We start from the raw sequence: 15,575 nt of genomic DNA on the forward strand, positions 1-15,575 counted from the left end.
CCCCGAATTCGCCCGCCGACGGACCCGCACGACGGAGGCTTCCTTGGGGCTCAGCAGACGTACCTTCAGCGCACTCGCCGGAACGGCCGCCCTCGGCCTGGCGCTCGGCGGCAGCGGGGCGGCGAGCTGCGCCTACGCGGCCCCGAGCGTGCCCACCGGTCCGGCCCCCGCGCCGCCCGGCGCGGACGGCCGCCGGCACACGATCGAATTCGACCGCTACTCGCTGCTGGTCGACGGCAGCCGCCTGGTCGTCTGGTCGGGCGAGCTGCACCCCTTCCGGCTGCCGAGCCCGTCCCTGTGGCGGGACGTCCTGCAGAAGATGCGCGCTCACGGCTACAACGCGGTCAGCATCTACGTCTCCTGGAACTACCACTCCCCCGCCCCAGGCAGCTACGACTTCACCGGCGTCCGCGACCTGGACCTGTTCCTCACCATGGCCGCCGAGACCGGTCTCTACGTCATCCTGCGCCCCGGCCCGTACATCAACGCCGAGATCGACGCGGGCGGCTACCCGGGCTGGCTGACCACCACCAAGGGCACGGCCCGCACCTCCGACCCGACGTATCTCGGACACGTCGACGAGTTCCTCACCCAGGTGAACGCGATCGTCGCCCGGCACCAGTACACCGACGGCGCGGGCACGGTCCTGCTCTACCAGATCGAGAACGAGTACAACGCGTACGTCGACCAGCCGGCCGGCCGCGACTACATGGCCCACCTGTACGCGAAGGTGCGGGCCGACGGCATCGACGTGCCCCTCTTCCACAACGACAACGGCCGCAACGGCTACTGGACCCCCGGGAGCTTCGACACGGGCGGGGAGGAGGGCCGTTGGCTGTACGGCTTCGACGGATACCCCTCGCCCAGCCAACCCCCGCCGGACTGGGGGGACTTCGGGATCGGCGGCGCGAAGGGCGGGGCCACCGCCAGCCCCGACACCCCTGGTTTCGTGCCGGAGTTCGGGGGCGGCTGGTTCGACCCGTGGGGCGGGGTCGAGTTCAAGGGGAAGGGGTACGAGGAGTCGCGGCGCACCCGGGACGCGGCGTACGAGCGGCGCTTCTACCTCACCAACCTCGCCAACGGCATCACCCTGCACAACGTCTACATGACCTACGGCGGCACGAGTTGGGGCTGGCTGCCCGCGCCCTGCGTCTACACCTCGTACGACTACGGGGCCGCCATCGACGAGGCACGGCAGCCCACGGCGAAGCTGGTCCCCATGCACCAGCTCGGGCATCTGGTCCAGCACGTGCCCGACCTCGCCAAGCTCGACCGGGCGGCGGACGTCACGGTGACCGGTCTGAAGGCGTACCACCTGGCCAACCCCGACACCGGCGCCCAGGTCTACGTCCTGCGCAACGACGGTACGAAGGCGGTCACTTCGACCGTGCCCAGCATCGACGCGCCGGTCACCGTGCCGGCGAAGGACGCGCGACTGCTCGCCGCCGGGATCCAGTTGGGGCGGCGGACAGTGCGGTACTCCACCGCCCAGCCCATGCTGGCGCTCACCGCCGGACGGCAGGAGATCGCCGTGCTCACCGGGCCGACGGGCGAGCCGACGGTGACCGCGATCGAGTGCGAGATCCAGCCGACGGTGGCCGTGCTGGACGGGGACGCGACCTCCACGTACGCGGACGGGCTGCTGCGGATCGAGGCCGTACTGGGCGGGCTCACACGGGTGTTGGTGTCCGGTGGTGGCATCGCGACCCCGCTGCTCCTGCTGCTCGCCGACGACGAGACCTCCCTGCGGCTGTGGCCCTACGACACCCCGTCGGGGTCGGTCCTCGCCTACGGGCCCGCCCTGGTGCGGACAGTGACCGTGACCGGGGTGACGGTCGCGCTCACCGGGGACACCGTCACGGACGCCGAACTGGAGGTGTGGGGGCCGCGCGGAATCCTCGAAGTCACCTGGAACGACAACGACTTGACGACCGCCGCCACCCCCTCCGGGAGCCTGCGGGCCGCGCAGCCGCTGCCGGGCGTCGGCGCGGTCGCCCTGCCCTCGCTGGCCGACGGCTGGCGCAAGAAGACCGAGAACCCGGAGGCCGCCCTGGCCTTCGACGACTCCGCCTGGAAGACGGCCGACCGCACGACCTCGTTCAGCACCACACCGGTCCCCGCCGGACAGCCGGTGCTCTTCGCCGACGACTACGGCTTCCACTACGGCGACGTCTGGTACCGCGGCCACTTCACCGACGCGACCGGCGCGCAGGCCGTGTCCCTCGCCTACAGCACGGGCACGCAGGGGGTGCTGCTGGCCTGGCTGGACGGGCAGCCGCTGGGCGCGCACCGGATGCCGGTGCCGGACAAGACATCGGTCCGACAAGGGAGTTGGACGGCGACCGCCGATCTCGCGGTACCGCAGGCGCTGCGCACCTCGGGCGCGCATGTGCTGTCCGTGCTGGTGCGGCGGATGCAGCACGACATGGACGGCAAGTCGACCGACACCCACAAGGCGGCGCGCGGACTGACCGCGGTCACCTTCAAGGGGGCCGCGCCGAAGGTGAGTTGGCGGCTGCAGGGCGAAGGGGCGGCCGATCCGGTGCGCGGGCCGCTGAACAACGGCGGGCTGCACGGGGAGCGCAACGGCTGGCATCTGCCGGAGTTCGGCGACGGCGACTGGGCGCTCGGCGACCTGGTGAACACCGCGAAGCGGCAGGGCGTGACCTGGTACCGGCGCAGCTTCAAGCTCGCCGTCGACGCGGGCATCGACGCGTCGATCGGGCTGATCCTCAACGACGACGTGGCCCGCGCCTATCGCGTCCAGATCTTTCTCAACGGCTGGAACATGGGCCAGTACATCAACGACGTCGGCCCGCAGCACACCTTCGTCCTGCCGAACGGCATCCTGCGCACCCGCGGCACCAACACCCTTGCCCTGGCGGTCATTTCGGACGGGACCACGGCCTCGGGTCCGGCGGAGGTGGGTCTGACGCTGCTGGGCTCGGCGGCGGGCGGGGTGCCGGTGACGGCGGTGTGAGGGGCGCGGGGTGAGCGGCGCCGGGTGCCGGGTGCGGGCGTGACCTGAAAGGGACGTACGCCCGCATTGCCTTCTTCGGCAGGCTGGTTCACCGTATGGGCCCATGAGGCCGCGGACGGTGGAGGGGGAACTCCCGTGCGAAGACGGCGATTCATCAGCGGAGTGGTGGGGGCGGGGGCCGGACTCGGTCTGGTCTCGGCGAGCACGGGAGCGGCCAGTGCGGGCGCGGTGAGGGCGGCGAGCGCGGGTGTGCCCCACGACTGGACCGCCGTCCCGGCTCCGGACTGCGCCCCGGCCGCCCAGTTGCTGGACGTGGCCGCCGCCGGACCCGGTCTGGCCTGGGCGGTCGGCGAGGAGGGCCGCAACGGCAGCACACGCGGGACCCCGCTGGCCCTCGTCTGGGACGGCTCGGTCTGGAGCCGCGTCGACCTCTCCCACCTCGGCTTCGGCGGATACCTGCACGCGGTCGCCGGCACCGCCGACCGCGCCTGGGCGCTCGGTCACGGCACGACGGGCGGGTACCGGCTGCTCGCCTGGGACGGCGTGACCTGGCAGGACGCCGACTTCCCCGGCCGCGGAGCCTCCGGCACCTCCCTCACGGACGTCGCGCTCGGCGCCGACGGCGACACCTGGATCTCCGGGCGCTCCAGCGACGGCCTGCTCCTGCTGCACGGTCACGGCACCGACTGGACCTGGGTGCCGGCGCCCCCGAGCGGCACCACCGCCACCCCGTCGGGCCTGCGCGTCCTGCCCTCGGGTGACGTCTGGGTCTACGACAGCGCCCTCATCGCCCGCTGGGACGGCACGGCCTGGACCGAACTGCCCACGCCACCCGGCATCCGCGCCTCCGTCACCGGCCTCCTCCCGGTCGCCGACGACGACATCTGGCTGACCGGCTACTCCTACGGGGTCGGCGGCCCGCCCGGCAAACCGCCGAGCGTCACGCTGATGCACGGCGACGGCAGCAACTGGACCTACGTCACCGCCCCGTTCACGGTCGGCATGCTGTCCGGGATCGTCGACGACGGCCAGGGCGGCCCCGACCGTATCGCCGGCTGGGACTTCTGGGACCAGACCCGCGCGCACTACCTCCGCTGGGAGAACGGCAGTTGGGTGAGCGAGCGCGGCCCGACCGCGACAACTCCCGTCCTCCCCGCCGCCCTTGCGACGGTCCCCGGCACGGGCGGCTACTGGTCCGTCGGCACGACGTCCTCGTACCCGTATCCACCCGCACAGGTGCACATCGAGAACTGAGCCTCGTAAGAGGGGAATTGGAGGAACTAGGCGAGCCGGATCACGTTCCAGGAAAGCGGCTCCAGTACGGCGGTGAGGGTGCCGTCCGTGAGGGTGGTGCCCTCGGCCGGGTGCGGGGTGACTCGGTCGGGGTCGGTGAGGGTGTTGCGGGCGTCGGGGTCGGCGTCCGCGAGGGCGCTGTGCTCGACGACGGAGGTCAAGTCCAGGCCGGGCAGGGCGACTTCGAGCGGGAGCGGCTCGGTGCGGCTGCGGTTGACGGCGAAGACGGTGACGGTGCCGTCGTCGGCGCGGACGGCGGTGGCGTGCAGCAGGTCGGTCTCGCCGTACTCCTTGGTGTCGTAGGTCGGCGAGTCGACGCGGACGTCGAGGACCTGGCCGCGGCCGAAGCGGGAGGCCTGGGCGAAGGGGAAGAACGTCGTCTGGCGCCAGGCGGGGCCGCCCGGTTCGGTCATGATCGGGGCGATGACGTTGACGAGTTGGGCGAGGCAGGCGACCGTGACGCGGTCCGCGTGCCGGAGCAGGGCGATGAGCAGCGAGCCGAAGACGACGGCGTCCAGGACGCTGTAGTTGTCCTCCAGCAGGCGGGGCGCCTCGGGCCAGTCGGCGGGGTCGTGGTCCTTGGCGTGCTGCTCCCAGCGGGAGAGGTACCAGACGTTCCACTCGTCGAAGGAGAGGTTGATCTTCTTCTTCGACTTGAGGCGGGCGCCCACGTGGTCGCAGGTGGCGACGACGTTGTCGATGAAGGACTCCATGTCGACGGCGGAGGCGAGGAAGGAGTCGATGTCCCCGTCGTGCGGCTCGTAGTAGGCGTGCAGGGAGACGTGGTCGACCAGGTCGTACGTCTCCTTGAGGACCGTCGCCTCCCACTCGGCGAAGGTGGGCATGGACTGGCCGGAGGAGCCGCAGGCGACGAGTTCGACGTCCGGGTCGATCTGGCGCATCGCGCGGGCCGTCTCCGCGGCGAGCCTGCCGTACTCCTCGGCGGTCTTGTGGCCGGTCTGCCAGGGGCCGTCCATCTCGTTGCCCAGGCACCACATGCGGATGCCGAAGGGGTCCTTGTCGCCGTGCGCGGCGCGCAGGTCCGACAGGGCGGTGCCGGCGGGGTGGTTGGCGTACTCCTGGAGTTCGAGGGCCTCGGCGACCCCGCGGGTGCCGAGGTTGATCGCCATCATCGGCTCGGCCTGAGGGCCGATCTTGCGCAGGAAGTCGATGTACTCGGAGAGGCCGAAGCGGTTGGTCTCCAGGGAGTGCCAGGCGAGGTCGAGGCGGCGGGGGCGGTCCTCGGCGGGGCCGACGGAGTCCTCCCACTTGTAGCCGGAGACGAAGTTGCCGCCGGGGTAGCGGATGGCGGTGACGCCGAGTTCGCGGACCAGGTCGAGGACGTCGGTGCGGATTCCGGCCGCGTCGGCGGTGGGGTGGTCCGGTTCGAAGATGCCGGTGTAGACGCAGCGGCCGAGGTGTTCGACGAAGGATCCGAAGAGTCGGGGGTTCACCTCGCCGACCGTGAAGGCGGGGTCGAGCGTGAAACGGGCGGTGGTGGTGCTCATGGGGACCCTTCGGGAACGGGGGCTGGAACGGGCTTGGCGGCCGTCCGGGATATCGACTCTCGCTCGCATCCTCGAACAGGACCGTAAGGAGGAAGCGCTTTCTCGGTCAATGGTCCGGGCGGAACTTTCCAGCCAGAGGGGTGGTTCCGAGCTGAACCACTCCCACCGGATCACATGACGTGGACCGGACCTGCCGCGTACGCTCGAACAGCCCTGCCGCCCGGCGGCCGGGCGGGAAGGGGCACGATGGACATCGCGGGCGCGCGGAGGAAGGCGGCCGGGATCGCCGCTGCTCTCATGCGCTCGCGAAGAGCCACCGGGCCGCGCTCGGGCACGCACTTCGGCGCGTACTTCGGGACGCGCTCGGGGATGCGGGAGCTGACGGCCCGCCTCGGGGCCGCGGTGGCGGCCCGACCGGAACCGCCGGCCGGGGTGCGCGAGCTGTGCCGGGCGCTGTGCGAGGAGATGAGCGCGCTGCGCGGCGGACGGCCCCTCGATCTGCGCTTCGAGCGGTTCCCCGACGAGATCGAGGTCACCGGGCTGTGGGTGGAGTTCCAGGACTTCGACCTGGTCATCGTCGAGGAGCGGGCCGAGGCGGTGCAGCAACTGGTCATCCTCGGCCATGAGTTGTGGCACCTGCACGCCGCGCACGGCCATCACCACGTGGCCGGACCGGCCGCCGCGCACGCCCTGGCCGACCGGCGCGAGTGGACCGACGCGGCGCTGACGGTGGCCGCGCGCAACGGCTCGCGGGAGACCGACGAGGCCGAGGCCGACGACTTCGGGCACCGGCTCGCCGCCGCGTTCCGGCCAATGCTCGACGGGCGGAGTCCCGACGGGGACCTCGACCCCTTCCAGCGGTCCCTGGGCTACCGCGGGCGCGGCGGGCCGCCGCGGTGAGCTTCGTCAACGAGTTCTATCCGTCCTTCTGGTGGATCCCGGCCGGGGTGCTGACCGCCGCGCTGGCCATCAAGCTGCCCACCATCATCCGGCTGTGGAGCGACCCGCTGCTGCGGGCGGTCGGCGGTCTGCTGCTGCTCGCGTGCGCGGTGTTCGTGTTCGTGGCGCCGGCCACGATCGCGTGGGTCAACCGGGTCACCGGCGTCACCAACATCTCGGCGCCCTGGGTGTATTCACTGCTCACCGCGTTCTGCGGCTCCTGTCTGCTGCTGATCATCGCCTGGCGCAACGGCCTCGCCGACCGCTCCGCGCAGACCGTCCGCGCGATGCGCTGGGTCGTGGCCACCTACTCGGGCGTGATCGTCGCGCTGTGGGTGCTGTTCGCGCTCGGCGACGCGCCCGTGGAGCGGCTGCGGGACCTGGACACGTACTACGCCAACACCGCGTACCTGCGCGAGATGATCCTGCTCTACCTCCTCGCCCACACCGTGGCCACGCTGATCACCGCTTGGCTGATCTGGAACTGGGTGCGCACCGACGGACTCGACGCGTGGCTGCGCTGGGGGCTGAAGTTCCTCGGCGTCGGCTACGCGATCCAGCTGGCCTTCGACGCGGCCAAACTCACAGCGGTCGCGGCCCGTTGGACCGGGCGGAACCTGGACTGGCTCAGTACGGGGGTGGCGCCGCCGATCGCCTGTCTGTCGGCCATCCTCATCGCGATCGGCTTCATCCTGCCGCACGCCGGCCAATACCTGCACGACCGCTGGCGAGTCCGGCTCGCCCACCGCGAACTGCGGCCGCTGTACCTGCTGTTGCGCACGGTCAACGGCGGCGGCACGCCGTTCCTGCTGCGGGCCACGCCCGAACTCCGGCTGATCCGCCGGGAGACGTTCATCCGGGACGTACTGCTGCCGCTGGCCCGGCACATCGACGAGGACCGCCGTCGCTCCGCCTACGACGCCGCGCTCGCCCTCGGCTTCGAGTCAGGCCGGGCCAAGGCGCTCGCCTCCGCCGTGAGCATCCAGGACGCCGTCGCCGCACGACACCACGCGACGGACGGGGCGGGCGACCACGACGGCGACACGACGGACCTGCTGCGGGAGATCGGCGCGGTGTCGCGTGCGCTGCGTCGGCCGGACGAACTGCTGGCGGTGCGGGTCCGTGCCGGGGCGGGAACGGGATTCACGGCTCAGGTGTCACCCTCGGCGCGGCCTTCGGCCGCGGTTCATCCCTCGCATCCTCCGGCGGAGGATCACGCGGTCTGAGAACATGTCGGCTGTTGCACACACGGCCGTCGAACATCCGAGCAGCCCCGGGGGGCGCGGTGCGAGCCGACAGGGAGATGCGCGGTGGGGACCAAGAGGGACATGCGTCGTCTCGCCGACGTCCTCGTGGACCCCATCCGGGTGCCGATCCCCGCGGACCCGGAGGTCCTGTTCGAGGCGCTGGTCGACTCCGTCAGCGCCTGGCGCGGGCGTGAGGTCCTGGTCCACCGGGCGGTGTTCCCGCCGCACACGGCCAGCGGACTGTGGCTGGAGGGCGAGGCCCACGACGACGTCGTCGTCGACCGGCGGGCCGCGCCCTGGCATCAACTCGTCATCTTCTGCCACGAGGTGTGGCACATGCGCCAGGGCGGCACCGGCGGTGCCCGCACCGACTTCAGCCTCGCCGAGGAGCAGGAGGCCGACCGGTTCGGGATGCTGATGGGCGGCCGGCTGCGCACCTGGCTGGAGGCGTCCACGGACTCCGTGTTCGCGTCCGCGGGCAACGACTCCCCCGACCTCGCCGGCCGCATAGGCGCCGCGCTCAACCACCGTGGGACACAGAGATGAGCGGTCTCATCAACTACGTCAGCTGCGGGATCCTCTGGCTAGGGCTGCTCGTCAAATCCCCCGACCTGCGCCGCCACCGCCACGACCCCTATCTCCGGGCGATCTGCGTGGTGCTGGGCCTGGCCGGCCTGTGCTTCTTCCTCGGGGCCCCGCCGACGGTGGCGTACGTCAACGGCGTCAGCGGAGTCCCCAACCTGGCCGCGCCGCTGACGTACGCGTCGATCGCCGTGTACAGCGCCGCCGCGCAGGTGCTGATCGTGTACTGGCGGGGCGGACCGCACGTGCACCGCGTCGCGCGCCGCTGGGTCGTGGCGTACGCGCTGATCGTGCTCGGCATCGCGACGATGTTCGCGCTCGGGGACGCGCCCGTGGAGCGGCGCACGGACCTGGACACCTACTACGCGACGACCCCCTTCATCGCCGAGATGATCGTCCTCTACCTGGTCGGACACCTCGCCGCGACCACCGTCACCACGGTGTCGTCGCTGCGCTGGGCCCGCCAGGTCCGCGGCTGGCTGCGCGCGAGCCTGCTGACGCTGGGCATCGGCACGCTGTGCAACGCCGGGTACAGCGTGAGCAAGCTCGTCGCCGTGGTCGCCCGCTGGTGCGGGCGGGACTGGACGGCGCTCGGCTCCGAGGTCTCCGCGGCGGCGGCCGGGCTCGGCGCGGTCCTGACGGTCGTCGGCGTCCTGCTCCCGCTGATCGGACCCCGGCTGAGCGCATGGCGCCGCTCCCGCCGGACGTACGCCCGACTCGCCCCGCTGGAGCGGGAGTTGGCCGACATCCTGAACCGGCGTGCGCTGCGCCTGCCGCGCCCCCGCTGGTCCTCCCCCACGACCCGGCTGGTGTGGCGCCAGACCAGCATCCACAACGGCCTGAGCCACCTCGACGCGTACTTCGACCACACGCTGTACGAGCGCACCCGGGAGGCGGTGCTCCACACGACCGGCGACGCCGACCGGGCCGAGGCCACGGCCTGGGCGACGGTCATCGTGGCCGCGGTCGGCGAGGAACCGGATCGGATGGACGCCGGCACGTCGGCTGCGTGGGCGGCACCCGGGGCCGGAGCCGCGCGCGGGAGCGAAGGCGGCCTCGCGGAGCGGGTGTCGCCGAGCACAAGGGACGACGGCCTCGCGGGGCCGGCCGGGTCCGGGGCGACGGGCAGGACCGGGGCCGCGACGGCGAGCGGCTCGCCGGGACGAGCAGGCGCGTCCGGCGCAGGGGCTCCCGGGCGGGTGTTGCCGGTGGCAGGAGATGACGGGCTCGCAAGGCGGACCGGGGTCGGGGTGGCGGGCGGCTCACCGAGGCCGGCCGGCGCCTCCGGCGCGGGTGCGGGAGCGGGGGCGCCCGGGCTGGTGCCGGAAGTGGATGTGCTGGTGCCGGAGGTGGACGTGCTGGTGCGGATCGCCGACGTGCTGGCGGAGGGCTCCGTCGTCGCGGGGGTCCGGGTGCCGACGGGGGCCGCGTGAGTCTCGTCGTCTATGTGGCCGCGTGCGCGCTCGCGCTCTCCTCGGGGCTGCTGTTCCGCCGGCCGCGCACCGTCGCGCGGGATCCGCTGACCCTGTCGACCTGCGTGGCGATCGTGCTCGGCTCGCTCGTCTTCGCGTGCTCCGCGCCGCTGACGCTGGCCGCCGTCAACGAACTCACCGGCATCCCCAACTTCGGTGCCCCGCTGACCTACGGCATGCTCACCGCGTACAGCTGCTCCCTGATCGTGCTGCTGATCCACTGGCGAGGCGGTCCCGCCGAGCGGGTCCGGCGGGCGGCGCTGGCCTGCGTCATCGCGTACGGGCTGCTGGTCGTCGCGATCGTCGTGCTGTTCGTGCTCGCGGACGCGCCCGTGGAGCGGCTGCGGGACCTGGACACGTACTACGCGAACACGCCGTACATGCGCGAGATGATCCTGTGCTACCTGCTCGCGCACACCGCGGCCATGGTCGTCATGTGCGCCGTGTGCCTCAAGTGGGGCCGTGAGGTGACCGGCCTGCTCAGGACCGGACTGCGGCTGATCCTGGCCGGCGCGGTGCTGGACGTGCTGGGCTTCCAGGCGACCAAGTACACGGCGGTGGTGGCGCGTTGGTACGGCCACGACCTCGACTTCCTGTCCACTTCGGTCGCGCCTCCGCTGGCCTCGCTCGGCGCGCTGTTCTGCTCGGCCGGCTTCGTGCTGCCGCGGCTGCTGCCGCCGGTCGCCGCGCACTGCCGCAGCCTGGGCGAGTACCGGCGGCTGGGCCCGCTGTGGGCACGGGTGCGGTTCGTGTCGACCGCGCCGAAACAGCCGTCCGCCTGGTGGCAGTTACCGCTCGCCCGGCTGCGCTGGCGTGAAGTCTCCATCCACGACGCCCTGTTGGCGCTGGCGCCCTACTTCGACGACGACGTACGCGAGAAGGCCCGGCGGGCGGCGCTGAGTTCGGGCCGGGACACGCATCAGGCACGGGTCCTGGCGGAGGCCGCGATGCTCGCCGACGCCGCCCGCCGGGCCGCCGCACGGGCCCGGCCCCTCGACCCGCCGAGCACGTACCGGCTGCACGCGACCGAGGTGGCCGGTCCGGGCGGCCTGGTCGAGCTGGCCCAGGCCCTGGCGACGCCCCCCGCCGGCGGCTCGGTACGTGAAGGTACCGTGAGGGCTTCCCATGGCTGAGTGTGCCCGTGGCTCCCGCCCCGTGGCCGACCACGTGGCCGAGTGCGAGGAGCCCCATGCCGAGTAGAGCTGTCGTCATCGGTGCCGGCCTGGGCGGCATGCTGGCCGCGGCGGCCCTGTCCACCGCCGTGGACGAGGTGATCGTCCTCGAACGCGACGAGCTGCCCGCCGGTCCTGAACACCGCAGGGGCCTGCCGCAGGGCCGCCACGCCCACCTCCTCATGGCCGGCGGCCTGGCCGCGATGGACGACCTCCTGCCGGGCATGGACATACGCCGGCGGCTGCTGGACAAGGGCGCCCACGAGGTCTCCTTCAGCTCGGGCATGCTCGCCCGCACCCCCGAGGGCTGGCTGCGGCGGTGGCGGCACGAGGGGCCCCGGATGATCAGTTGCAGCCGGGCGCTGGTGGACTGGGTGGTACGGGACGCCGTGCTGGGCCTGGGCGGCGAGGAGGTCGGGCGGGCCCGGGTGGAGATCCGGCGGGCGCAGGCCGTGGAGCTGCTGGGCGACGCGGGCCGAGTGCGGGGCGTGCGGGTGTCGACTGCCGTCAGGGGCAGGGGACTTGACGCGGAAGGGGACGACACCGGACGGAGTGCGGAGCGGGACGTCGAGCGGGACATCGAGCGGGACATCGAGCGAGCTGCCGGGCGGGATGTCGAGAATGACGGCGAGCGTGAACGCGAGGTTGGTGGCCTGAACGATGTCCTGAACGATGTCGACCTCGACGCCGATCTCGTCGTGGACGCGAGCGGGCGTGGCTCGCGGATCCTCAAGTGGCTTGCCGCGCTGGGGATTTCGGAGGTCCGGAAGAAGACCGTCGACGCCGGGCTCGTCAACGCCACCCGGATCTACCGCACTCCGGCCGGCGCCGAGGGCTTCCCGCTGACCATCGTGCAGGCCGACCCGTACGCCGGCCGGCCGGGCCGCAGCGGGATGGTGATGCCCATCGAGGGCGACCGCTGGATGGTCAGCCTCGCCGGATCCCGCGGCGGCGAACCCCCGGCCGACCCCGACGCGTTCCTGCGCAGCGCCCTGGAGTTGCCCGACCCCATCGTGGGCCGGCTGATCTCCGGCGCCGAGCCGCTCACCGACATCCACGTCGGCCGCGGCACCGCCAACGTGCGGCACTACCTGGAGAAGGTGCGCGACTGGCCCGAGGGTCTCGTCGTGCTCGGCGACGCCCTCGCCACGTTCAACCCGGCCTACGGACAGGGCATGTCGGTGGCCGCGCTCGGAGTCCAGTCCTTCGCACGGGAGTTGGCCCGCGGCGGGCCGGCCGCGCCGGGCCTGTCCCGTCGGGTGCAGCGCGCGGTGGCACGGTCCGTCGACGCGGCCTGGGCGGTCGCGGTCGGCCAGGACGTCTGGTTCCCGGGCACGCGGGGCGCGCAGCCCGGCACCGCCGACCGGCTGGTCGCGGCGTACTCCCGTCGTCTGACCCGATCGGCCACCGGTTCCTACCATGCGGCGTCCGCCTTGTGGGACCTGTCCAGCCTGACCACGGGCCCGGCCCGGGTTCTGCGCCCCCGGACCCTCCTCGCCACCCTCAACGGCCCGCTGCTGCCGACGCCGACGGAGCCGCCGCTGACGGAGTCCGAGCGGAAGATCCTGCGGTCGCTGGACCGGACGGGACGGGACGGCTAGGCGGGCGGGCGGCCCGTCGGAGGGCGTACGCGGCGGCGGGTCTTCAGGGCGTGGGCACGGCGGCGGGTCTTCAGGGTGTGGACGCGGCGGCCGGTCTTCAGGGCGTGGACACGGCGGCCGCTCCTCAAAGCCCGTATGCGGCGGCCGTTCCTCAAAGCCCGTACGCGGCAGTCATTCTGACGGAGCCTCACATTCTCGACCTCAGTACGTCGACCTCGCAGCCCGGTGCGAACGGGTCGAAGCCGTGCTCGCTCAGCCAGCGGACCACCAGCAGGCTGCGCACCGACCACCACGCGCGGATCACGTCGAGGTCGACGTCGGCGCCGTAGCCGGCGAGCACGTCGTCGAGGTGGTCCTCGTGTCCGAGCGTGAAGGTGGCGAGGTCGTACAGGGCATCGCCCCGGCCCGCCTCGGACCAGTCGATGACGCCGGTGACCTCGTCGTCCTCGACGAAGACGTGCGCGATCTGCAGGTCGCCGTGGGTGAACGCCGGTGTCCACGGCCGCAGCGCGGCCTCGGCGACCTGGCGGTTGCGGGCGACCAGGTCGGCGGGCAGGACGCCGTTGCTCACGAGCGCCTCGCACTCGGCGTCGAGTTCCGCCGTGAGCGCGGCGATGCTCCGCCCGGCCCCGCCGGTCCGGGTCGGCAGCGGTGCGTCGTGCAACTTCCGGATGGCGGCGCCCGCCGCGGCCCACGCCGTCGGCGATCCGGTCGACGGCCCGCCGAGGGTCCCGACCGTCGTCCCCGGGAGCGCGGCGAGCGCGAGTACGTGCGGCTTGTGCCACAGGACCCGCGGGGTCGGGATCGGCGCGAGTGAGATCGCCTCGACCTCGACGTCGATGCGCGCCTGGTCGGAGTCCACCTTCAGGAACACGTCACCGACGCGCAGAGTCGCGCGCTCGGAGTGGGCGACGACGACTTTGACCTCATCCATGGGCGACCAGTATCCCGGGGGTGATCGCCGACGTCGCCGGGTTTGTCACCTGCGGTTACGCGGTCGGTTGGACAGCCCTTGGTCGGCTCAGCCCGCGAACGCCGGTTGCGCCAGCCCCTTCCCCGCGCCCGGTACCACCAGCAGCGAGCCGGCGGCCGGGAGGGGCGCGGTGAGCCCCGTACGAGCGGTGGTGATGTACAGGTCGGTGAGGTCCGTACCGCCGAAGGCACAGGCGGTGGGTCGGGGTACGGGCAGCTCGACGACGCGGTCCAGCGCGCCGGCGGGCGTGTAGCGGCGTACGGCGCCGCCGTCCCAGAGGGCCACCCACACGCACCCGTCCGCGTCGACGGTGAGCCCGTCGGGGAACCCGGCGCCGTCCTCGATCACGGCGAGGGGGCGCCGGTTGCCGACCCGCGCTTCACCCTCGTAATCGAAGACGTCGATACGGCGGGTCGGGGAGTCGATGTAGTACATGAGGCGCCCGTCGGGGCTCCAGCCGGTGCCGTTGCTTACGGCCACGTCGTCGAGGACGGGTTCGACGGTGCCGTCGCCGGTGACGCGGGAGAGGGTGCCGCCGCCGGGGGCCTCGTCGTAGCGCATGGTGCCGGCCCAGAGGGAGCCGTCGGGGGCGACGGCGGCGTCGTTGGCACGGCGGCCGGGAACGGCTTCGCGGTGCAGCCACCGGAAGGAACCGTCGGGGTCGACGAGCCCGACCCCGTCCCGCAGATTCAACACCAACCCGCCGCCCGCGCGCGGCTTCGCGGCGCCGACGTGCTGTTCGGTGGTGCGGACGGTGCGGTGACCGGTGGCGGGGTCGTAGGTGTGGACCCGGCTGCCGAGGATGTCGACCCAGAGGAGGCGAGCGGCATCGGCGTCCCAGGTCGGGCCTTCGCCGAGGGCGGCCTCGGCGAGCACGGCCACCTCGTAGTCGTACTTCGTCATCCGACGCTCCGGTGCCCGAGCCGCTCCGAGAGCTCCACGGCACCCTTGGCGGCGAGCTGCTCCAGCTCGACCCGGCGCTCGTCGCTCCAGCGGATCATCGGTACGGAGATGGAGAGCGCGGCGACGACCTGCCCCGTGCGGTCGCGCACCGGCGCGGCGACGCAGCTGACGTCCGGGTTGGACTCGCGGCTCTCCACGGCGATGCCACGCTGCCGGATCTCCGCGAGGGCCTCGCGCAGGGCGGTCGGCTCGGTGATGCTGTTGGGCGTCATCGCGACGAGGTCGGCGTCGTCCGGGATGCGCGAGTCGAGCTCGGGCTGCGGGAGGGAGGCCAGCAGCATCTTGCCGACGGACGTGCAGTGGGCGGGCAGCCGGCGGCCGGCGGCGGAGACCATGCGGACCGCGTGGGTGGAGTCCACCTTGGCGATGTAGATGACGTCGGTGCCTTCGAGGATGGCCACGTGCACGGTCTCGTCACAGGTCTCGGCGACGGACCGGGCCACCTGCTGCCCCTCGGCGGCGAGGTCCAGCTGCTCGGCGTACCTGCTGCCGAGCTGGTAGGGCCGTACCCCGAGCCGGTAGCGTCCCGGCTGCCCGGGCACCTGCACGATGTACGAACGGGCGGCGAGCGTGGTCACCAGCTCGTGCACGGTGGTGCGCGGCAGCTGCAGCTTGCGCACTATGTCGGGGGCGGAGAGCGTCCCGTCCCCGTCGAGGAAGAGCTCAAGAATGTCGAGCGCCCGAGTCACGGCAGGTACGAGGCGTCCCACGACCGGCCCCCTCCCTTGGTTGTCTGTAGCGTCTGCGTTCGAGATTTCAACAGACGATCGGAATGACGAACGGGGACAGGCTAGCCATAGTGCGTTTGCCCGGGCAATGGTCCTGCGGGCACCACCTCGCGGGCC

General features: G+C 72.5%; 12 protein-coding genes. 8 read left to right on the top strand and 4 right to left on the bottom strand.

The genetic code is table 11. The annotated features are described in order from the left end of the window. Positions 1 to 43: 43 nt before the first annotated feature. Together ACWDR3_RS12950 and ACWDR3_RS12955 are read left to right on the top strand one after the other, a co-directional pair. On the top strand, positions 44 to 2,980 hold the full coding sequence (locus ACWDR3_RS12950; protein ID WP_450352538.1) for a beta-galactosidase: 2,937 nt from the start codon (positions 44 to 46) through the stop codon (positions 2,978 to 2,980). A 135-nt stretch (positions 2,981 to 3,115) separates the two neighbouring features. Next, on the top strand, positions 3,116 to 4,234 hold the full coding sequence (locus ACWDR3_RS12955; RefSeq protein ID WP_450352539.1) for a hypothetical protein: 1,119 nt from the start codon (positions 3,116 to 3,118) through the stop codon (positions 4,232 to 4,234). 26 nt (positions 4,235 to 4,260) lie between these two features. Here ACWDR3_RS12955 and arfA read toward each other — a convergent pair whose 3' ends face one another. Beyond that, positions 4,261 to 5,781 carry an arabinosylfuranosidase ArfA gene (gene arfA / locus ACWDR3_RS12960; RefSeq protein ID WP_450352540.1) on the bottom strand — a complete coding sequence of 507 codons (1,521 nt, stop codon included), beginning with the start codon at positions 5,779 to 5,781 and terminating at the stop codon, positions 4,261 to 4,263. Between the two features lie 246 nt (positions 5,782 to 6,027). On the opposite strand from arfA, the gene ACWDR3_RS12965 reads away from it, so the two are divergent. The 6 genes from ACWDR3_RS12965 (at position 6,028) to ACWDR3_RS12990 (ending at position 12,794) form a co-directional block, all read left to right on the top strand. Then, on the top strand, positions 6,028 to 6,681 hold the full coding sequence (locus tag ACWDR3_RS12965) for a toxin-antitoxin system, toxin component family protein (protein ID WP_450352541.1): 654 nt from the start codon (positions 6,028 to 6,030) through the stop codon (positions 6,679 to 6,681). Then, positions 6,678 to 7,946, top strand: coding sequence for an MAB_1171c family putative transporter (locus ACWDR3_RS12970; RefSeq protein WP_450352542.1), 1,269 nt, complete (start codon positions 6,678 to 6,680; stop codon positions 7,944 to 7,946). The genes ACWDR3_RS12965 and ACWDR3_RS12970 overlap by 4 nt, the downstream gene beginning before the upstream one ends. Before the next feature lie 102 nt (positions 7,947 to 8,048). Then, complete coding sequence (locus tag ACWDR3_RS12975) at positions 8,049 to 8,513, top strand: toxin (protein WP_450352590.1); 465 nt, start codon at positions 8,049 to 8,051, stop codon at positions 8,511 to 8,513. Continuing rightward, on the top strand, positions 8,510 to 9,982 hold the full coding sequence (locus ACWDR3_RS12980) for an MAB_1171c family putative transporter (protein ID WP_450352543.1): 1,473 nt from the start codon (positions 8,510 to 8,512) through the stop codon (positions 9,980 to 9,982). The genes ACWDR3_RS12975 and ACWDR3_RS12980 overlap by 4 nt, the downstream gene beginning before the upstream one ends. Then, positions 9,979 to 11,154, top strand: coding sequence for an MAB_1171c family putative transporter (locus ACWDR3_RS12985; RefSeq protein ID WP_450352544.1), 1,176 nt, complete (start codon positions 9,979 to 9,981; stop codon positions 11,152 to 11,154). The genes ACWDR3_RS12980 and ACWDR3_RS12985 overlap by 4 nt, the downstream gene beginning before the upstream one ends. 56 nt (positions 11,155 to 11,210) lie before the next feature. Beyond that, positions 11,211 to 12,794 carry a pyridine nucleotide-disulfide oxidoreductase gene (locus ACWDR3_RS12990; protein WP_450352545.1) on the top strand — a complete coding sequence of 528 codons (1,584 nt, stop codon included), beginning with the start codon at positions 11,211 to 11,213 and terminating at the stop codon, positions 12,792 to 12,794. Positions 12,795 to 12,981: 187 nt separating this feature from the next. Here the strand turns inward: ACWDR3_RS12990 and ACWDR3_RS12995 are convergent, their stop codons facing one another. From ACWDR3_RS12995 to ACWDR3_RS13005, 3 genes are all read right to left on the bottom strand, one after another. Continuing rightward, positions 12,982 to 13,728: a phosphotransferase family protein gene (locus ACWDR3_RS12995; RefSeq protein WP_450352546.1), complete on the bottom strand. Its 747-nt coding sequence runs from the start codon at positions 13,726 to 13,728 to the stop codon at positions 12,982 to 12,984. Between the two features lie 87 nt (positions 13,729 to 13,815). After that, complete coding sequence (locus ACWDR3_RS13000) at positions 13,816 to 14,670, bottom strand: SMP-30/gluconolactonase/LRE family protein (RefSeq protein WP_450352547.1); 855 nt, start codon at positions 14,668 to 14,670, stop codon at positions 13,816 to 13,818. Further along, complete coding sequence (locus ACWDR3_RS13005; protein ID WP_450352548.1) at positions 14,667 to 15,440, bottom strand: IclR family transcriptional regulator; 774 nt, start codon at positions 15,438 to 15,440, stop codon at positions 14,667 to 14,669. The genes ACWDR3_RS13000 and ACWDR3_RS13005 overlap by 4 nt, the downstream gene beginning before the upstream one ends. Positions 15,441 to 15,575 lie beyond the last annotated feature (135 nt).

The sequence above is a fragment of the Streptomyces sp. NPDC001002 genome (assembly GCF_053599215.1).

Coding starts and splice junctions, on each gene's coding strand:
- arfA (WP_450352540.1), bottom strand. CDS start 5,781: ATGAGCACCACCACCGCCCGTTTCACGCTCGACCCCGCCTTCACGGTC.
- ACWDR3_RS12965 (WP_450352541.1), top strand. CDS start 6,028: ATGGACATCGCGGGCGCGCGGAGGAAGGCGGCCGGGATCGCCGCTGCT.
- ACWDR3_RS12975 (WP_450352590.1), top strand. CDS start 8,049: ATGCGTCGTCTCGCCGACGTCCTCGTGGACCCCATCCGGGTGCCGATC.
- ACWDR3_RS12980 (WP_450352543.1), top strand. CDS start 8,510: ATGAGCGGTCTCATCAACTACGTCAGCTGCGGGATCCTCTGGCTAGGG.
- ACWDR3_RS12990 (WP_450352545.1), top strand. CDS start 11,211: ATGCCGAGTAGAGCTGTCGTCATCGGTGCCGGCCTGGGCGGCATGCTG.
- ACWDR3_RS12995 (WP_450352546.1), bottom strand. CDS start 13,728: ATGGATGAGGTCAAAGTCGTCGTCGCCCACTCCGAGCGCGCGACTCTG.
- ACWDR3_RS13000 (WP_450352547.1), bottom strand. CDS start 14,670: ATGACGAAGTACGACTACGAGGTGGCCGTGCTCGCCGAGGCCGCCCTC.